The sequence below is a fragment of the Streptomyces sp. SudanB182_2057 genome, assembly GCF_964272715.1.
GTDB classification, from domain to species: domain Bacteria; phylum Actinomycetota; class Actinomycetes; order Streptomycetales; family Streptomycetaceae; genus Streptomyces; species Streptomyces rubradiris.
In genome coordinates, this window is sequence record NZ_OZ186798.1 from 3393316 (window position 1) to 3408665 (window position 15350).

Genomic DNA, 15350 nt, shown 5'->3' on the forward strand with positions numbered 1-15350 from the left:
CGCGCACCACCCCGCTCAGAACGTTTCCGACGGGACGTGGCTCCCCCAGACCTCCCGCAGTGCCCCGCACACCTCCCCCACCGTCGCCCGGGCCCGCAGCGCCTCCTTCATCGGGTACAGCACGTTGTCCTCCCCCTCGGCGGCCGTCCGCAGCGCGCCCAGTGCCGCCTCCACCGCCCGCCGGTCCCGGCCGGCCCGCAGCCGGGCCAGGCGCTCGCACTGCCGGGACTCGATCGCCGGGTCCACCCGCAGGGGCACGTACGGCTCCTCCTCGTCGAGCCGGAACCGGTTGACGCCGACGACCACCCGGTCACCGGACTCGGTCTCCCGCGCGATCCGGTACGCGTTCCGTTCGATCTCGGCCTTCTGGAAGCCCCGTTCGATCGCCGCGACCGCCCCGCCGGTCTCCTCGATCCTCCGCATCAGGTCCAGCGCGGCCTCCTCCAGGCCGTCCGTCATCCGCTCGACCGCGTACGAACCCGCGAACGGATCCACCGTCGCCGGCACGTCCGTCTCGTGGGCCAGCACCTGCTGGGTCCGCAGCGCCAGCCGCGCGCTCCTCTCCGTGGGCAGCGCGATCGCCTCGTCGAAGGAGTTGGTGTGCAGGGACTGGGTGCCGCCGAGGACGGCCGCCAGGGCCTGCACGGCGACCCGGACCAGGTTCACCTCCGGCTGCTGTGCCGTCAGCTGGACCCCGGCCGTCTGGGTGTGGAAGCGCAGCATCCACGACCTGGGGTCGCGCGCGCCGAACTCCTCCCGCATCACCCGCGCCCAGATCCGGCGCGCCGCGCGGAACTTGGCGACCTCCTCCAGCAGCGTCGTACGGGCCACGAAGAAGAAGGACAGGCGGGGCGCGAAGTCGTCCACGTCCAGGCCGGCCGCGATCGCCGTATGGACGTACTCGATGCCGTCGGCGAGGGTGAAGGCGACCTCCTGCGCGGGGGACGCGCCCGCCTCGGCCATGTGGTAGCCGGAGATCGAGATCGTGTTCCACCTCGGGGTCTCCGCGGTGCAGTAGCGGAAGATGTCCGCCGTCAGCCGCAGGGACGGCTTGGGCGGGAAGATGTACGTGCCGCGCGCGATGTACTCCTTCAGCACGTCGTTCTGGACGGTGCCGGTGAGCCGGTCCGCGGCGACGCCCTGCTCCTCGGCGACCAGTTGGTAGAGGAGCAGCAGCAGGGCCGCCGGGGCGTTGATCGTCATCGAGGTGGAGACCCGGTCCAGCGGGATGCCGTCGAACAGCGCCCGCATGTCCTCCAGCGAGTCGACGGCCACGCCCACCTTGCCGACCTCGCCGTGCGCCAAGGGGGCGTCGGAGTCGTGGCCCATCTGGGTGGGCAGGTCGAAGGCCACGGACAGGCCGGTGGTGCCGTGGGCGATCAGCCGCCGGTAGCGGGCGTTCGACTCGGCCGCCGTGCCGAACCCGGCGTACTGGCGCACGGTCCAGGGGCGGCCGGTGTACATGGTGGGGTACACACCCCTGGTGAACGGGTACGCGCCCGGTTCGCCCAGTTTCCGCCCCGGGTCCCACCCGGCCAGGTCGTCCGGACCGTAGACCGGCTCGATGGGCAGACCCGATTCCGACTCACGTGCCATGACCGCCTCCGCGGTACGACGCGTACCCATTCGGCCATGCCCTGTCACAAAGGATGTCGTCTGGCGAACGGTCGGGCGGCTGGGCGGTCGCGCGGCTGGGCGGCTGGGCGGTCGCGCGGCTGGGCGGCTTGGCGGTCGGACGGCTGGATGGCTAGGCGGTCGGGCGGCTGGGTGGCTGGGCGGTCGGGCGGCTGGGGAGTTGGGCCGGAAACGGCCTCTGGCGGGGGGCGCGCGGACGGACGGAGTTCGGCGGCGGTCAGGCGGGGAAGCATCCCGGGCATGAGGATTACGGGGAGACCCGCCGCCCTGCTCGCGTCGGCCGCCGCGGTCACCGCGCTCGCCGCCCTTGTCGGCTGTACCGTGCAGCCGCAGGGCACCGACGGCAAGCGCGGCCTGCCGGTCCACATCCAGTTCCCCTCCAGCCCCGCTACCGCGCCCACCGGGACGGCGGGGACCACACCGGCCACTCCACCCCCGCGGGCCACCACCCTCACACCGGTCACACCCACCGCCCCGGCCACACCCCCGGCACCCCCCGCGCCCCCGCCCCGGGTGCTGTGGGCGCACGGGAGCAGCGGACCGGCCGTACGGGAACTCCAGGCGCGGCTGCGCCAGGTGGGCTGGCTGTCCGCCGCGCCGACGGGCACGTACGGCCCGCAGACCGTACGGGCCGTCCTCGGCTTCCAGGGCAAGCGCGGACTGCCGGCGACCGGCAGGCTGGACACCGTCACCTGGCAGCGGCTGCTCGCCATGACGCACCGGCCGACGCGGTGGGAGCTGTACCTGATGGGCGGGCAGCCGGCCGCCGCGCCCGACGCGCGCTGCATGACCGGCCGGGTGCTGTGCATCGACAAGACCAGCCGGACACTGCGCTGGATGATCGACGGGCACACGGCCGACACGCTGTCCGTCCGGTTCGGCACCCAGTACACGCCCACCCGGGAAGGTGTGTTCAAGGTCTACTGGAAGTCACGGCACCATGTGTCGACGCTCTACCACTCCCCGATGCCGTACGCGATGTTCTTCAGCGGCGGCCAGGCGGTGCACTACTCGGCCGACTTCGCGGCGCGCGGGTACGCGGGCGGTTCGCACGGCTGCGTCAACGTGCGGGACGAGGCGGCGATCGCGCGGCTGTTCGCACAGGTGAAGGTCGGCGACAAGGTCGTCGTCTCCCGGTGAGGCTGCGGGGCGCGGGCGGGACCGGGGGAACGTGTCCCGCCCGCGCCAGGTGCACGAGCCCTGGGTACGGGGGGAACCCCGGCTCTGTGCGACGGCCGATGACCAGTCGGCTCACCTAGTACTGCGTCACGGGCTCCGAAAACGTCACACCTGACGCGGAAAAATTTTCTCGCTCTGCCGAAACCGCAGGTCAGAGGGGTGTGCGGGTGGGGCGGTCAGAGTGCGGAGCGGGCGGAGTGGGCGGAGTGGGCGGAGTGCGCCGGGCTCGGCGCGAGGTCCCGCTGCCCACGGTCCCGCTGCCCGCCCGGCTCCGCGCGGTCCGGCTCCGCACGGTCCGGTTGCTGCCCGCCGTCCCGTCCGCCGGGGTCCGGGGCGGCGGCGGAGGGGGCGCGCACGACACCGTCGCGGCGCCCGCCGCCGTGACCGGGGTCCGGACGGCCGGGCGTGCCCCGCCCCCTGTCCCCTTTACCCCCGTTACCCCCATTACCCCCGTTGCCCTCTGCGCCCCCCTTGCCCCTACCGCTGTTCCTGCCCTCCCCGTACCCGGTACCGGGGGCAGGGCCACGGGCGGACAGCAGGACTTCGCAGTACCGGGTCACGCGGGCGGCCCCGCCGGCCAGGTGCTCCAGGGCGCGGCGGCGGCCGGTGTCCAGGTTCTCGCCGTCCCGCAGGACGCGGCAGGCGTCGGCGTCGCGGAGACGTCCGGTGCCGGGGCTCGCGGTGGGGGTGCCGGGCGCGGTGTCGCGACCGGTATCGGCACCCTGCCCGCCGGTCCCGCCTGGACCGGTGCCACGGTCGCCCTCGGCCCGGCCGCCCGGAGTCCCCGCCGTACCGGGGGCGCCGGTCCCCTTGCCGGTGTCCGGCGCGGCCCGCGCGGACGGGGAGGCGAGCGGCCGTCCGGTGGTCGTACCGGCGGTGGCGGCGGGGCGGGGCCGGGCGTCGCCGAACGGCGTCGGGAGCGCTCCGCCGCCCGCGGCCACGGCGACCCCGCCGAGCGTGCCGACGGTCAGCGCGGCGGCGAGCGCGAGGCGCGCCGGGCGTGCCCGGCGGGGGCGCCGGGCCGGGATTCCGGTACGGGGCGGCGCTGCGATGCGGATCAGGCCCGTGTCGGTGCCGGACGCCGGTGCGCGGGCGGCGGAGGGGGCGTGCGCGGCGGCGGTGCGCTCCGCCCCGGCGGCCTCGCGGGCCTTGCGGAACGCGGCCAGCGCGGCCTGCTCGCCGGGGAGTTCACCGGTGGCCGGGGCCGCCTGGGCGGACAGCGCGTCGAGCGCCCGGGAGAGGCGTTCGGCCTGGTCACGGGCGGCGGGGTCGACGGCTTCCAGCGACTCGCCGCGCAGCAGACGTTCCGCCGTCCCACGGTCCAGCCACTTGTCCTGCTCGTCGGCCATCACATGTCCTTCTGCGTCCGCGTACGCGTATGCGTCACTGTTGCGGACGTCACCGCGCCGCGGCGCGGTTCTCGCTGTGGCGGGAGGGCGTCGAGTCCGCCCGCCGATTCCGGATCCGCGCCGATCAGCTCCGCGAGCCGTTTTAGACCGCGGTGCGCCGCGGTGCGGACCGCGCCCGCGCGTTTGCCGAGCGTCTCGGCCGCGGTCTTGGCGTCCAGGCCCACGACCACGCGCAGGACGACGGCCTCGGCCTGGTCCTGCGGGAGCCGGGCGATCAGGGAGAGGGTGCTGTCGGTGGCCAGGGCCTCGATGGCCTCGCCGGCCGTGTCGGACTCGGCGGGCCGGCCGGCCAGCTCCGTCTCGTCGCCGCCTATGGCGGGACGCCGGCCGCGCATGCGGATGTGGTCCAGGGCGCGGTTGCGGGCTATCCGGGCGGCCCAGCCGCGGAACCGGTCGGCGTCGCCGCTGAAGCGGTCCAGGTCACGGGCGATCTGAAGCCATGCCTCGGAGGCGACGTCCTCGGCGTCCGGGTCGCCGACGAGGGTGCGGACATACCCGAGCAGCCGGGGGTGCACCGCGCGGTACATCGTGCGGAACGCGGTCTCGTCCCCGCCCTGTGCCGCGCGCACCGCGGCGGTCAGCTCCGCGTCGTCCCCCAGCACCGCACTCCCTTTACGCCTGTCCTCCGGTCGGCGCGAAAGGCACGTTACGGCGTGAAAGGGCCGCTCGTCCATGTCCATAGAAGATGCAACTAACTCGTGACCGGGTGCGGGTGTGCGCACGGTGAGGACCCGATGTGGCCGGGTGTGACAGAAACGGCACGCACGGCGCTGAAGAGAGTACGGGCCGCACGCGACCCGTACACGCGACGGCCGGGGCCTCTCCTGTGGGGGGTGGCGGCCCCGGTCGTTGCCCTGCTGTCTACCGCTCTGAGCTGGGGCGATGCACGGACTTGGCGGCCGACGTGACCAACGCGTGAACAACATGCCAAACGCCTCGTGTGATCGGCCCCGAAGACTGGCGGCTCTTCGGGTCAGCGGCCGTAGAGGGTGGGCAGATCGACCAGGAGGAGGTCGTCACGGCGGTCGGCCAGGTCGAGCAGGTCAGGGTAGAAGCCGTGCAGGGAGTACAGGGCCAGGGTGGTGGCAGCGGTGTCGTACCCCTGATCCGCGAGCAGGGCACGGATACGTTCCAGGCGCTCCAGGTCACCGGTCCCACGGCGGGCGGCGGTTGCCTTGGCCTCGCCCAGCAGCGCGATCTTCGCACGGGCAGCCTGCGGGCGCTCGCCGGCGGCCAGGGCGATGACATCGACCTCGTACTTCGTCCGGGCGGCCCGGTCGGCGACCTCGGTGGTACCGACTGGGCCGGGCAGTCCACCGGGCAGCAGGGCGTGGGCGTAACGCCGGGTGAAGTCGCGGGCCAAGTCCTCGAAGTGCGGCCCGAGGATCTTGGAGTTGAACGTCGGAGCGGCCTGCTGCCACACCTGCTCGGCGAAGCCCTGCTCCACAGCGGCGGCTTGCGGGAGGGTGATGAGCTGGTTGAAACGGATGACTGGATCGGCGAGCGTGATGACGGGGTGCCTGGAGCGGAGGATGTCCTGTTCCCGCCGGATGTAACTGGTGGATTCCAGCACCCCAAGCGGGTGAGCGACGGCGTTGCGCGGGCGTTCCAGGGCGGCACCGATCTTGCTGGGGGTGGTGGCGCCCTGCGCGATCGCAGTGAGGATGTCGTAGTACAGCGTGTGCTGCGTGATCCTCGGGTCCTCGCGCAGCAGGTACTCGGTCTCGGTACGCGAGTACACCGCACGCCCCGGGTCGAGCAGCGTCCGGGTGAGCCAGGTGTCGAAGCCGTCGTCCGGATGCGGCCGGCCGGCCACCGGCCGGTATCCGGGGGCTCCGCCCAGGACCGCGTGCACCTTCAGTGCGGTCACCGGGTCGGCGATCTGCCAGAAGGCCCGGCTGTCGCGGTAGTCGAAGGCACCCAGCCGTAGATCGACCACGGCACGGCCCCGCAACGGTTTGGTCCCCGAGAGCAGTTCGTGCATGACACTCATCGCGGAACCGCACAGGATCAGCCGGGGCCCCGGCCCGGCACCGGGCTGAGCGCCGCGCTGGCGCTCGTCGTAGAGCTGTTGCAGCAGCCCCGGGATCTCGGGCGAGTGCTGGAGCAAGTACGGCAACTCGTCGATCACCAGGAGCGGGTGCGGCGAACGTGCGGTCACATCAAGGGCGTTGGACAGGACGTCACGCCAGTCGGTCAGCCGTAGACTCCCTGGCCGCAGGCCGGCGTGGGCGGCGACGGCGTCACTGAACCGCTGGATCGCGGGCAACCGTCCCTCTTCCCGGACCGCTGTGACGTACAAGCCGCCGACCTGCTGGGACAGGGCCTGAAGAAGGTACGACTTCCCGTGCCGCCGCCGCCCGGACACGATGCCGAGCCGCATCGCCGGATCCGGATCAGTGAGGAACTCCGTGAGCAGACCCCACTCCCGGTCCCGATCGACCACGTCGTCCGGCTTCGCCAGCGGGTTCCGCGTCACCAGGAGCTCCTTCACACTGTGCGGGGGTTACGTTCAACTCTACTTCGACAGAATTCGGCGCACCCCACTTGTCCAGGATCACTCCGCACTGTGGATGAAGCCGCGGATGCCGATACCGGTCAGTCAAGAGCGCGAGATCGGCCAGAGTGCCCCCGATCCGGGTGCGAGTCGGCGAGGTGTTGCTACAACCTGCTGGTGGCTCCTCGGCCGGCCGGCGCGTTGCCCCGGCTCAAGCCCCTGTGAGTCGCCCGCTCCCGTCTCCCGTCTGCGAGGGCACCCCTATGACGATGACCGTGGCCGACATCCTCCGGAGAGCGATCACCAGAGCGGCTCCGGAAGAATTACCGCTGTTGGATGGGCTGGCGGGGTTGAGCGAGCACCAGGTGGTCAGGGTGCTGGACCGCAGATCCGGGGCGCGGGAACCCCTCGGCTACGGGCTGGAGGACGTGGTGGCCCTCGCCACCCCTGTCCTGCTGCTGATCCTCAATGACCTCGCCCGCAGAGCCACCGAGACCGTGCTCGACGGTGCCACGAGCCGTCTGCGGCGCTGGCGGGAGCGGAGAGCCACCGTACCGGCGGTCGAGCGGGCCGTTCCGCCGCTCACGACAGAGCAGATCGCCGACGTACGCCTACGCGTCCGGACCGAGTGCCTGCGAGCGGGGATCACCGAGGACCGGGCGCAAGCGCTCGCCGACGCGGTCGCCGTGGAGCTGGCGCTGGGGACTTCGGCGGACGAAGGCAACGCCGAGCCCCCTGCTCCCGCGGTCCAGTGAACGACAGCGGCCGGGACGTCGACCGCCGGATACTGAACGCCGGGACGACGCCGCGCTTCCTGTTGCTGGTCACGCTGATCGCGACAAGCTCCTTGGGTCTGTTGGGAGTGCTGCTGCCCCACCTCGCGGGCAAGGACGGGAACGGCGCGACCGCTCACTGCCTGGCCGTGGTGAATGGCGCACCGTCTGATTCCATCGAACCGTTGGCCCGCTTCACCGCACGGCAGCGGGAGGCATTCGACTCGTGCACCGAGCACTACGCGACAGGGTCCGGCCCCTGGGGTATCGCCGGGACGGCGGCCCTCTTCCTTGTGGCGTTCCTCATCTACTGGTTGCAGCCGGCGTGGAAGACGTGGCGGGGCCGGCTCATTCCCGTTCCGCCCGGTGAACTGTCCTCGGAGCTGGCCCACCTGACCGCACGGGCCGGACTCACCCGACAGCCGCACTATGTCCTCGACTGGGCGGCGGCCACCCCCAGCGCGGCGGTCTTCGGCCGCTGGCGCCGTCCCACGGTCAGTCTGCACGGTGGCCTCATCGCCCGACGAGCCCGGGACCCCGAAGGGTTCGGCTTCGTGATCCTGCACGAACTGGCGCACATCCGGAACCGCGACGTAGACATCGCATACGCCACAGAGGCACTGTGGCGGGTCTTCGCGGCGCTGGTCCTCCTGCCCTACACCGTGCTGGTTCTCATACCGCGTCCTTGGCCGCCGTCGTTCTCCGGCCTGCTCGACCAGTGGCGTACCGACGGGCAACAACTGCTGGCGGAACTGGTCCGGGTCTCCGTGCTCCTGATCCTGATACTGCTCATCAGGGCCGATGTGCTGCGGGTGCGTGAGCTGTACGCGGATCTGGACGCCGCCCGGTGGAGCGGGAGCGACCGGGGGCTGCGCACCCTGGCCGACGAGCCCGGCCCGAACAGGCCGGGCCGAGGCCTGCGCCGTCTCGGCGCGCTCTGGCGGACGCATCCTGTGTGGGCACGACGTGCCGAGTCCCTGCTCTCGCCCGGCCCACTCTTCGGTGTCAGCGCCCTCACCCTTTTCCTCACCGGAATCGCCGCCATGACGGCTCAGGGAATGGCCGTCCTGGAACTGGGCGCCCCCGAGTGGGCGGTGGCGGTCCTGATCACCGGAATCACCGGAACCGCCCTCTGGCGGGCCACCGCCTATGCCGCTCTCACCGGCCAACAGGCCCCTTCAGGTCTGCGCGCCGGGCTGTGGCTGGGGATCGGTGTCGCGAGCGGTGAGCTGCTGTCGTTCCGCCTCGCCGGACGGGGCTGGCTCCCGGCGGAACCGCACCTCCTGCTGCTCGTGGTGGCCGGATGTGCCGTACTCATGGAGTGGGTCGCGCGGTGTGCCGAGGCGTGGATCGTGACATGCCGCGGCCGCTCACTGCTGGTGAGTCATCTCGCGGGACTGGCAGCGCTGCTCCTCGTATTCGGCGCATGGTTCGCGTGGTGGAATTCGACGGGTTTTTTGTTCCAGGCGGGCAACATCGTGGCCGGTGTGTCGATCGACGAGAAAGTCGACCTCGCCTTTCCGGGGGCTGCGGATGAGTATCCCGAATTCCGCACCGCCTTCAAGGCGATCATTCTCTTGGACGACCCGGCCTTATTGGTCGGTGGGGTGCTGTTATGGCTGTTCCCGCTGCTGGTGTGGGCGAGAAGGCCGGCGGAACCGGGCGACGGACCGCCACCGTGGAAACTCATGGCACATCCACACGGTGCGTGGCCGGTCGCCACGGACTCGCTCCCGCGACTGCGCCGGGCGCTTGCCGTGGCCGCCGCGGGTGGCACGCTGGGGTGCGGCGCGATCATGGCGACGTGGATGTGGTTGCTGCGCGGCGAGCCCCCGACGCGGTTGGAGGAACTCACGACGCTACTCGCTCTCCTCTGGGTGGCCACCACCTATTGCCTGTTCGCGACCGCGTCCGTCACCGCGTTCGTGGCAGGCCTGACAGGTCGCCGCTTCCCGCTCCCGCTGGCGCTGGTCGCGGCCGGAACGAGCCTGTTCATCGGGCTGGCCGGCACTTTCGCCGTCCTCGCCACGCAGGGATGCCTGTCAGGGATCGAGATCGTGCCGCGCGAGTGTCGCGTGGACCCCGCGACGGCGTGGAGCGGGGCGTACGAGCAGATAGCGGCCCCCGCGGTAGGGGTCGGGCCCTTCGTCGCACTGGTCTTCGCGTCGGTCGGCACCGCCGTGGGCGTCCAGGTCCGCGCATTTCGCGCCCAAGCCCCGCGCCGGAGGTGCCGGGGCGGGAAGCCCCGGCCGAGCGCACCCGCACCCCGGCCGCGGAACAGGCTCCTGCTCCGACGGATCTACATCGCGCTGGCCGTCAGCACGTCGGTCCTGATGCTCTCGGCTTGGCAGAACTGGTTCCAGCCGTCGGAGCCGACGAAGCCGCCGGGCGAGATCCCTCACGGACAACAGGTCGCCAGGAGGTGGCTCGCCGATGGCGGCACCCTGCTCATGGACAACTTCCGCAACGATGCGGACGAGTTGGTATCGGCTTACGCAGACCTCGGGCGCGGCGGTGAACACCTGGATCCGGTCGCTGTGCACGATATGTGCGAGAGCTGGGCTTCCCATGGCCGAAAGGCGCGAGAATTCCCGGGCCCGGGTATCCCCGCGCTCGACACTCTATGGACGAACCTGACCGAAGACGCCTACGAAGGAGGAACCATGTGTCTGCACGGCATGGAATACGGCAAGGAGACCGTGCTCACCCAAGCGTTCGAGAAGCTGGTGTCGGCTCGTCGCTCCTACCGTGACCTCACGGCACGACTGCAGGAATTCATCGCTCCGCCCACGGCTGAGCGGGAGCCCCTTACCGGCCACTGAATCACCCCCTCCCCCCTTGCCCGCGCGCCGTCCAGCCCGACGGCTCCCTGCCCGACGACCCCGTACCCCCGCCGACGGCCGCCGCCCCGGTCAGCCACGTCCGCACCTGTCCTCCCCATTCCCGGTACCGGTGTCCCCCAGGTGCCGGGCCAGGCGGCGCAGGCCCCGGTGGGTGGCCGTGCGGACGGCGCCGGGGCGTTTGCCGAGGAGGCGGGCGGCGGCCGGGCCGTCGAGGCCGACGATCACCCGTAGCAGCACCGCCTCGGCCTGGTCCCGGGGCAGCGCGCGCACCAGCTCCAGCGCCCGCTCGGTGGACAGCGACTCCAGGGCCTGGTCGTCGGTGCTGTGCCGGCCGGGCAGTTCCAGAGCGTCCTGTTCCAGCGGCACGGGCCGGGGCCGGGCCCGCTGCCGGCGCAGGTGGTCCAGCGCGCGGTGCCGGGCGATGGCCGCGGTCCAGGCGCGGAAGCCGGCCCCGTCGCCCCGGAACCGGTCGAGGTCACGGGCGATCTCCAGCCATGCCTCGGAGGCGACGTCCTCCGCCTCCTCGCCGACCAGGCCCCGCAGATAGCCCAGCAGTCCGGGGTGCACGATCCGGTAGGCCACCGCGAAGGCGGTCTCGTCGCCGTCCTGGGCCCGCGCCACGGCCGCGCCCAGCTCCCCGTCCCGCGGCTGCGGGCGGCGGGGTCCGACTCCCTGGCCCAAGACCGTCCTCGTTCGTGCCGGGTTCCTGGCCACTGCGTGGCGCCTGACCTCACGGTTGCGACACGCTCCGGCCGTGTCGGTCGCCCTCCACGCTCATCAGCGTCGGCCCCGACGGAAGTGTCACAGCCGGACGGCGACCGGGGGCGGGTATGAGACGGCCGGGGAGCAGCCCCCGAACGGCACGCGATCGGCCCGGGATTGACCCGGAAACGGTCACCGACCGGTCCGATACCGTCACCTACCGGTCCGACCCGGTCCCCGATCGGCCCGGCCGGCTCCGAGCCTCGGTGCCCGCCTCACCCCTCCGCCGTCGCGTCCCGGCACAGCAGCCGGAGTGAGCCGTGGCCGCCGTAGCAGCGGCGGGCCTCGTCGATGGGGTCCCACAGCCGGCCGTCGGGGGTGCGCACCCAGTGCTCGCCGCCCGTCGCCCACCACTCGGCGCCGGTCCGGCGGACGATGACCTCGCCGGCGTAGGCGCCGAAGCCGCGCAGGACGCTGCGGACGGCCGCGTACGGTGCCCGCTCCCGGCGTATCTCCTCGATCATCCGGTCCACCCGCCACAGGCTCCGCGCCGAGTAGTCGAGCCGCACCCGGGCGCCCTCGCGCATCGTCGCCACCGCGTCCGCCGCCCAGCGCGCGGGTTTCACCGCGGCGCGCGGCCTGGTCTCCGGCCGGGCCGGCCCGTACGGGGCCATCGGGCGGGTTGTCGCACCGGCCGGCACCGGGCCGGTGGCGCAGGCGGTCACATGGGCTGTCGCTTCGGCTGTCACGTGGGCTGTCACATAGGGAAGAGCGCTCCGGGGCGGGGTCGCGTCACCGGGTTCCGGCCTGTTTCGCCAAACGTTTCGCCAACCGCCGCAGGACCGCCTTACGACCATCGCACGAAGGTCACAGGCCCGCCCGCCCGCGCGCGAGCGGTCGGTTCTCAGCCGAGCGCCGGAGCCGGCGGCGGGGCCGGGAACGGCATCTCGCCCGAGCGCAGCTTCCACTCCTGCATCCGGGACAGCCGGACCACCACCAGGACGGCGAGGACCGCGGCCACGATGTCGAGCGCGTGGGAGAGCAGCATCGCCTTGGCGGCCTCGTACAGTTCCTCGGCCGTCTCGGCGCGCCGGGAACTCGTGTCGGCGAACCGGCCCAGCAGGAGATCGACGAGCCACAGCGTCCACCAGGCGTTGACCAGCGCGTGCCCGGACCGCGCGCCCCAGGGCCCGCTGGCGTCCCAGGCGTCCGCGACGATCCGGCGCGGGAACCACAGGTTCACGACCGGGCAGAACCAGCCGCCGATCGTCCAGCCGCGCCTCATGCGGTGCCGGGAGGCGTCGAACACCTCGGCGTTCACCCGCACCCGCCACAGCCAGCACAGATAGACGACGATCGTGGCCAGCAGCGCCACGCCCTGCAGGATGCCGGAGAGACCGTAGAGGGCGTCCGCGCGGTCGGCCCGGTCCACGATGTCACCGCCCACGGTGCCGTGGACGACGTCCTTGGTGACGTCCATCTCCAGCAGGTCCGCGTAGCAGGCGAACAGGTCGGTGGCGATGACCAGGCCGAGCAGCACGGCGGTGGCCCGGGCGAGCGCGGCCGGTGAGCGCGGCCAGGCGCCGGGCGGGGCCGGGTGCGGGTACGGCGGCACGGGCATGGGCGAGGTCATGACGAGGTTCCCCCGAGAAGAGAAGAGAAGAGAGAGGCGGGACGGCGCTTGGTCCTCCCCGAACCGGAGCGCCGCCGACGGCACCGGCACACACGTGCCGACGTGCGCGGACACCGGAACATACGTCGCCGACGTGCGCGGACACCGGAACATACGGCCGGACGCCCGCGCGCGTCCACCCGGTTACGGCGCCCGCCCGCTCCACCGCGCGGACCTCGGCTCAGCCGCTCCGCCGCGCGGACCTCAGCCCAGCCGGTCCGCCAGTTTCCGGAAGTCCGTCCAGGACAGCGCGGGCCGGCGCGGGTCCCACAGTTTCTGCACGGTGGCCTTCAGCGGCATCCGGATCCCGGCGGCGACCTGCGCCTCGGTCTGCGCGTGCGGGAAGTCGCACCACACGGCGAACGACCCGCCGAGGATCTGCCCGTCGTAGCGCGCGGGCACGGCGGTCGTGCCGCGCACCACCCTCGGGGTCCACTGCTCGTAGATGCGCCGTCCGGTCGGGTAGACGAAGGTCTGCGGCTGGCCGAGCACGTAGTAGAGGAACTCGTCGTTGTAGTTGAGCAGCTGCCGGCCGGCGCTCAGGTACTCGGCCGGCGGCCGGGCGCCGATCTCCTTGCCGGTCCAGTAGGCGACCTGGAGCGAGGGGTCGGGCTGTACGGAGGTGCCCCGGAAGAAGCCGTCGTTCCAGGCCCGTACGGTCCTGCCGTGGGCGCGGACGGTGGCGGCGCGGTCGTCCAGCCAGCCGGTGGTGAGGTCGGCGACCGTGCCGCCGGGGCCATACTTGCGCTTGGCCGCGGCGGCCAGCTGCGGGTACGACGTCTGCGGGTCGCGCGCCATCAGCGCCTGGTACTCGTCCCCGCCGAGGTGCCACCGGCCGCCGGTGAACAGGCCCGCGTACTCGTTCAGCAGGTCGTCCACGAGCCGGGCCGAGGCGTCCTTGGAGATGTCGACGGCGCCGCGCAGCACCACCCCGTTCGCCTTGCGCAGCCGCAGGTCGGGGTGGGCGGCGAGGACCGCGCCCAGGTGTCCCGGGGAGTCGATCTCGGGGACGACGGTGATGTGCCGGCTGTTCGCCAGCGCCACGATCTTCTTGACCTGCGCCTTGGTCAGGTGGTCCGGGGAGACGATCTCGGGGTGGCTGTCGGACTCGATCCGGAAGGCCTGGTCGTCGGAGAAGTGCAGGCCCAGCTCGTTGAACTTCAGGTCCCCCAGCTCGCGTATCCGGTCCTCGATCCAGGACGCGGTGAACGGTTTGCGCGCGATGTCCAGCATGAACCCGCGCACCGGCTTGGCCGGCTGGTCGCGCACGACGCCCTCCGCTGCCGTGCCGCCGCCGCGGATCTCCTGCTTCAGGGTGCGGGTGCCGTAGAAGACCCCGGCCTCGCCGGGCCCGGTGATGTCGACCCGTCCGTCCCGGACGGTCAGCGTGTACGACTCCCGGTTCCCGCCCCCGCCGAGCGCGAGCCGTACGTCGCCGGGCCGCGCGTCGTTCCGCTCCCCCGCGTACGACAGCCCCAGCTCCCCGGCTGTCAGCCGGCCCTCGTCGGCCAGCGCCGGGTCGGCCACCACCACCCGCGCGCCGGGCCGGGGCCGCCAGCCGGGGCCGCGCTCCGGGGTGTGCGAGCGGACCGCGGGTATCGTGCGCGGCGCCTTCGACAGCGGGTACGTCCGGCTCGGGCTCGGCGCCGCCGATGGGGTGTCCGGTGCCTTGGGCCCCTCACCGGTGCCGGTACCGGCCACCCGGCCGGAGGCGGACTGGCGCGTGCCGGTGCCCGGCGGTGCGCTGCCGCCGTCCGCCGCTGCCCACAGGCCGACGCCCGTGCCGAGCGCCACCGTCCCGGCGAACGCGGCGACCGTCACCGCCCGCTTCCGTATCACCTGTCGCGCCGGTCCCCGGCGCCTGCGCCTGTGCTGGGTCACCCTGCCAACGTACGACCGTTCCCCGGATCAGCGGTCAGCCGGACGAAGCGAAACTCTGCCGTTCGAGTGAAATTCCGTTATCGCTCGGACACCGTATGACCACTCTCGATAACCTGACGACACTCACATCCTTCACAGAATCCCCTGCCGCACCACACGTGACGCGAGGTCCGACGCTGCCCGCCCACCCTCTGCCGTATCTCCCCAAGCCGCTCGACGCCTTCAACACCGCGTCCGCCGACGAGGCGCGCGCCCTCCTGCTGCGCTGTCTGCGCAGCCCGCGCTGGTCCGACCGGATCGCCGCGCACCGCCCCTACCCCGACCTGGACTCCCTGCTGGCCGCGGCGGACGAGGCGACGTACGACCTCTCCCCCGCCGACCTCGCCGAGGCCCTGGCCGGCGAGTGCCTCCCCGAACTGCCCGAGGACACGTACTCGGCGGCCCACATGGCCCTCGGCGCCGCCCACGCCGCCTACGAGGCCCGTTTCGGCCACACGTTCATCATCTACCTGGGCGACGTCCCCGCCGACGAGGTCATCGACCACCTCCTCCAGGCGATCCGATCACGATTGGCGAACGATCCGGAGGACGAGCGGGTGGTGGCGGCGGAGCAGCTCCGGCGCCTCGCGAAAGGGAGAATCGCGGCATTTCTCCGAGGCGCGAGGAACCGCGCGACCAGCACCAACGCGTCCGCACCCGGCAGATAACCGGACACACCACGCCGGGCTAGCCCAACCGCGTGCCACTTTGATCACACCG

Annotated in this window: 12 protein-coding genes; 4 read left to right on the forward strand and 8 right to left on the reverse strand. The window is 72.5% G+C overall.

What is annotated here, in order from left to right:
- Positions 1 to 15: 15 nt before the first annotated feature.
- Entirely contained in the window at positions 16 to 1596 is a 1581-nt protein-coding gene (locus tag ACSURM_RS14475) for an acyl-CoA mutase large subunit family protein (protein WP_436955382.1), read from the reverse strand.
- Between the two features lie 279 nt (positions 1597 to 1875).
- Between ACSURM_RS14475 and ACSURM_RS14480 the strand changes: the two genes are divergently transcribed.
- Positions 1876 to 2775: a L,D-transpeptidase family protein gene (locus ACSURM_RS14480; protein WP_436955383.1), complete on the forward strand. Its 900-nt coding sequence runs from the start codon at positions 1876 to 1878 to the stop codon at positions 2773 to 2775.
- Between the two features lie 215 nt (positions 2776 to 2990).
- Here ACSURM_RS14480 and ACSURM_RS14485 read toward each other — a convergent pair whose 3' ends face one another.
- From ACSURM_RS14485 to ACSURM_RS14495, 3 genes are all read right to left on the reverse strand, one after another.
- Positions 2991 to 4163 carry a hypothetical protein gene (locus tag ACSURM_RS14485; RefSeq protein WP_436955384.1) on the reverse strand — a complete coding sequence of 391 codons (1173 nt, stop codon included), beginning with the start codon at positions 4161 to 4163 and terminating at the stop codon, positions 2991 to 2993.
- Positions 4163 to 4825 carry an RNA polymerase sigma factor gene (locus ACSURM_RS14490; RefSeq protein ID WP_359051465.1) on the reverse strand — a complete coding sequence of 221 codons (663 nt, stop codon included), beginning with the start codon at positions 4823 to 4825 and terminating at the stop codon, positions 4163 to 4165. Before ACSURM_RS14490 ends, ACSURM_RS14485 begins: the two co-directional genes overlap by 1 nt.
- A 371-nt stretch (positions 4826 to 5196) precedes the next feature.
- Positions 5197 to 6606, reverse strand: a complete 1410-nt coding sequence (locus tag ACSURM_RS14495) for an AAA family ATPase (protein ID WP_436961099.1) — start codon at positions 6604 to 6606, stop codon at positions 5197 to 5199.
- Positions 6607 to 7070: 464 nt separating this feature from the next.
- Between ACSURM_RS14495 and ACSURM_RS14500 the strand changes: the two genes are divergently transcribed.
- Positions 7071 to 7475 (forward strand): hypothetical protein, encoded by a 405-nt coding sequence (locus tag ACSURM_RS14500; RefSeq protein WP_436955385.1) that lies wholly within the window; start codon positions 7071 to 7073, stop codon positions 7473 to 7475.
- Positions 7472 to 10315 (forward strand): M48 family metalloprotease, encoded by a 2844-nt coding sequence (locus tag ACSURM_RS14505; protein ID WP_436955386.1) that lies wholly within the window; start codon positions 7472 to 7474, stop codon positions 10313 to 10315. Before ACSURM_RS14500 ends, ACSURM_RS14505 begins: the two co-directional genes overlap by 4 nt.
- Before the next feature lie 90 nt (positions 10316 to 10405).
- On the opposite strand, the gene ACSURM_RS14510 is transcribed toward ACSURM_RS14505, so the two are convergent.
- From ACSURM_RS14510 to ACSURM_RS14525, 4 genes are all read right to left on the reverse strand, one after another.
- Positions 10406 to 11017 (reverse strand): RNA polymerase sigma factor, encoded by a 612-nt coding sequence (locus ACSURM_RS14510; RefSeq protein WP_436955387.1) that lies wholly within the window; start codon positions 11015 to 11017, stop codon positions 10406 to 10408.
- A gap of 296 nt (positions 11018 to 11313) precedes the next feature.
- The gene (locus tag ACSURM_RS14515; RefSeq protein WP_436955388.1) at positions 11314 to 11712 is read right to left on the reverse strand and encodes a hypothetical protein; all 399 of its coding nucleotides are present in this window, start codon (positions 11710 to 11712) and stop codon (positions 11314 to 11316) included.
- Positions 11713 to 11942: 230 nt separating this feature from the next.
- Positions 11943 to 12671 carry a DUF4328 domain-containing protein gene (locus ACSURM_RS14520; RefSeq protein ID WP_436955389.1) on the reverse strand — a complete coding sequence of 243 codons (729 nt, stop codon included), beginning with the start codon at positions 12669 to 12671 and terminating at the stop codon, positions 11943 to 11945.
- Positions 12672 to 12914: 243 nt separating this feature from the next.
- Positions 12915 to 14591, reverse strand: coding sequence for a family 20 glycosylhydrolase (locus tag ACSURM_RS14525; protein WP_436955390.1), 1677 nt, complete (start codon positions 14589 to 14591; stop codon positions 12915 to 12917).
- Between the two features lie 158 nt (positions 14592 to 14749).
- Here ACSURM_RS14525 and ACSURM_RS14530 point away from each other — a divergent pair, with 158 nt between their 5' ends.
- On the forward strand, positions 14750 to 15298 hold the full coding sequence (locus ACSURM_RS14530) for a 2-oxo-4-hydroxy-4-carboxy-5-ureidoimidazoline decarboxylase (RefSeq protein ID WP_436955391.1): 549 nt from the start codon (positions 14750 to 14752) through the stop codon (positions 15296 to 15298).
- Positions 15299 to 15350 lie beyond the last annotated feature (52 nt).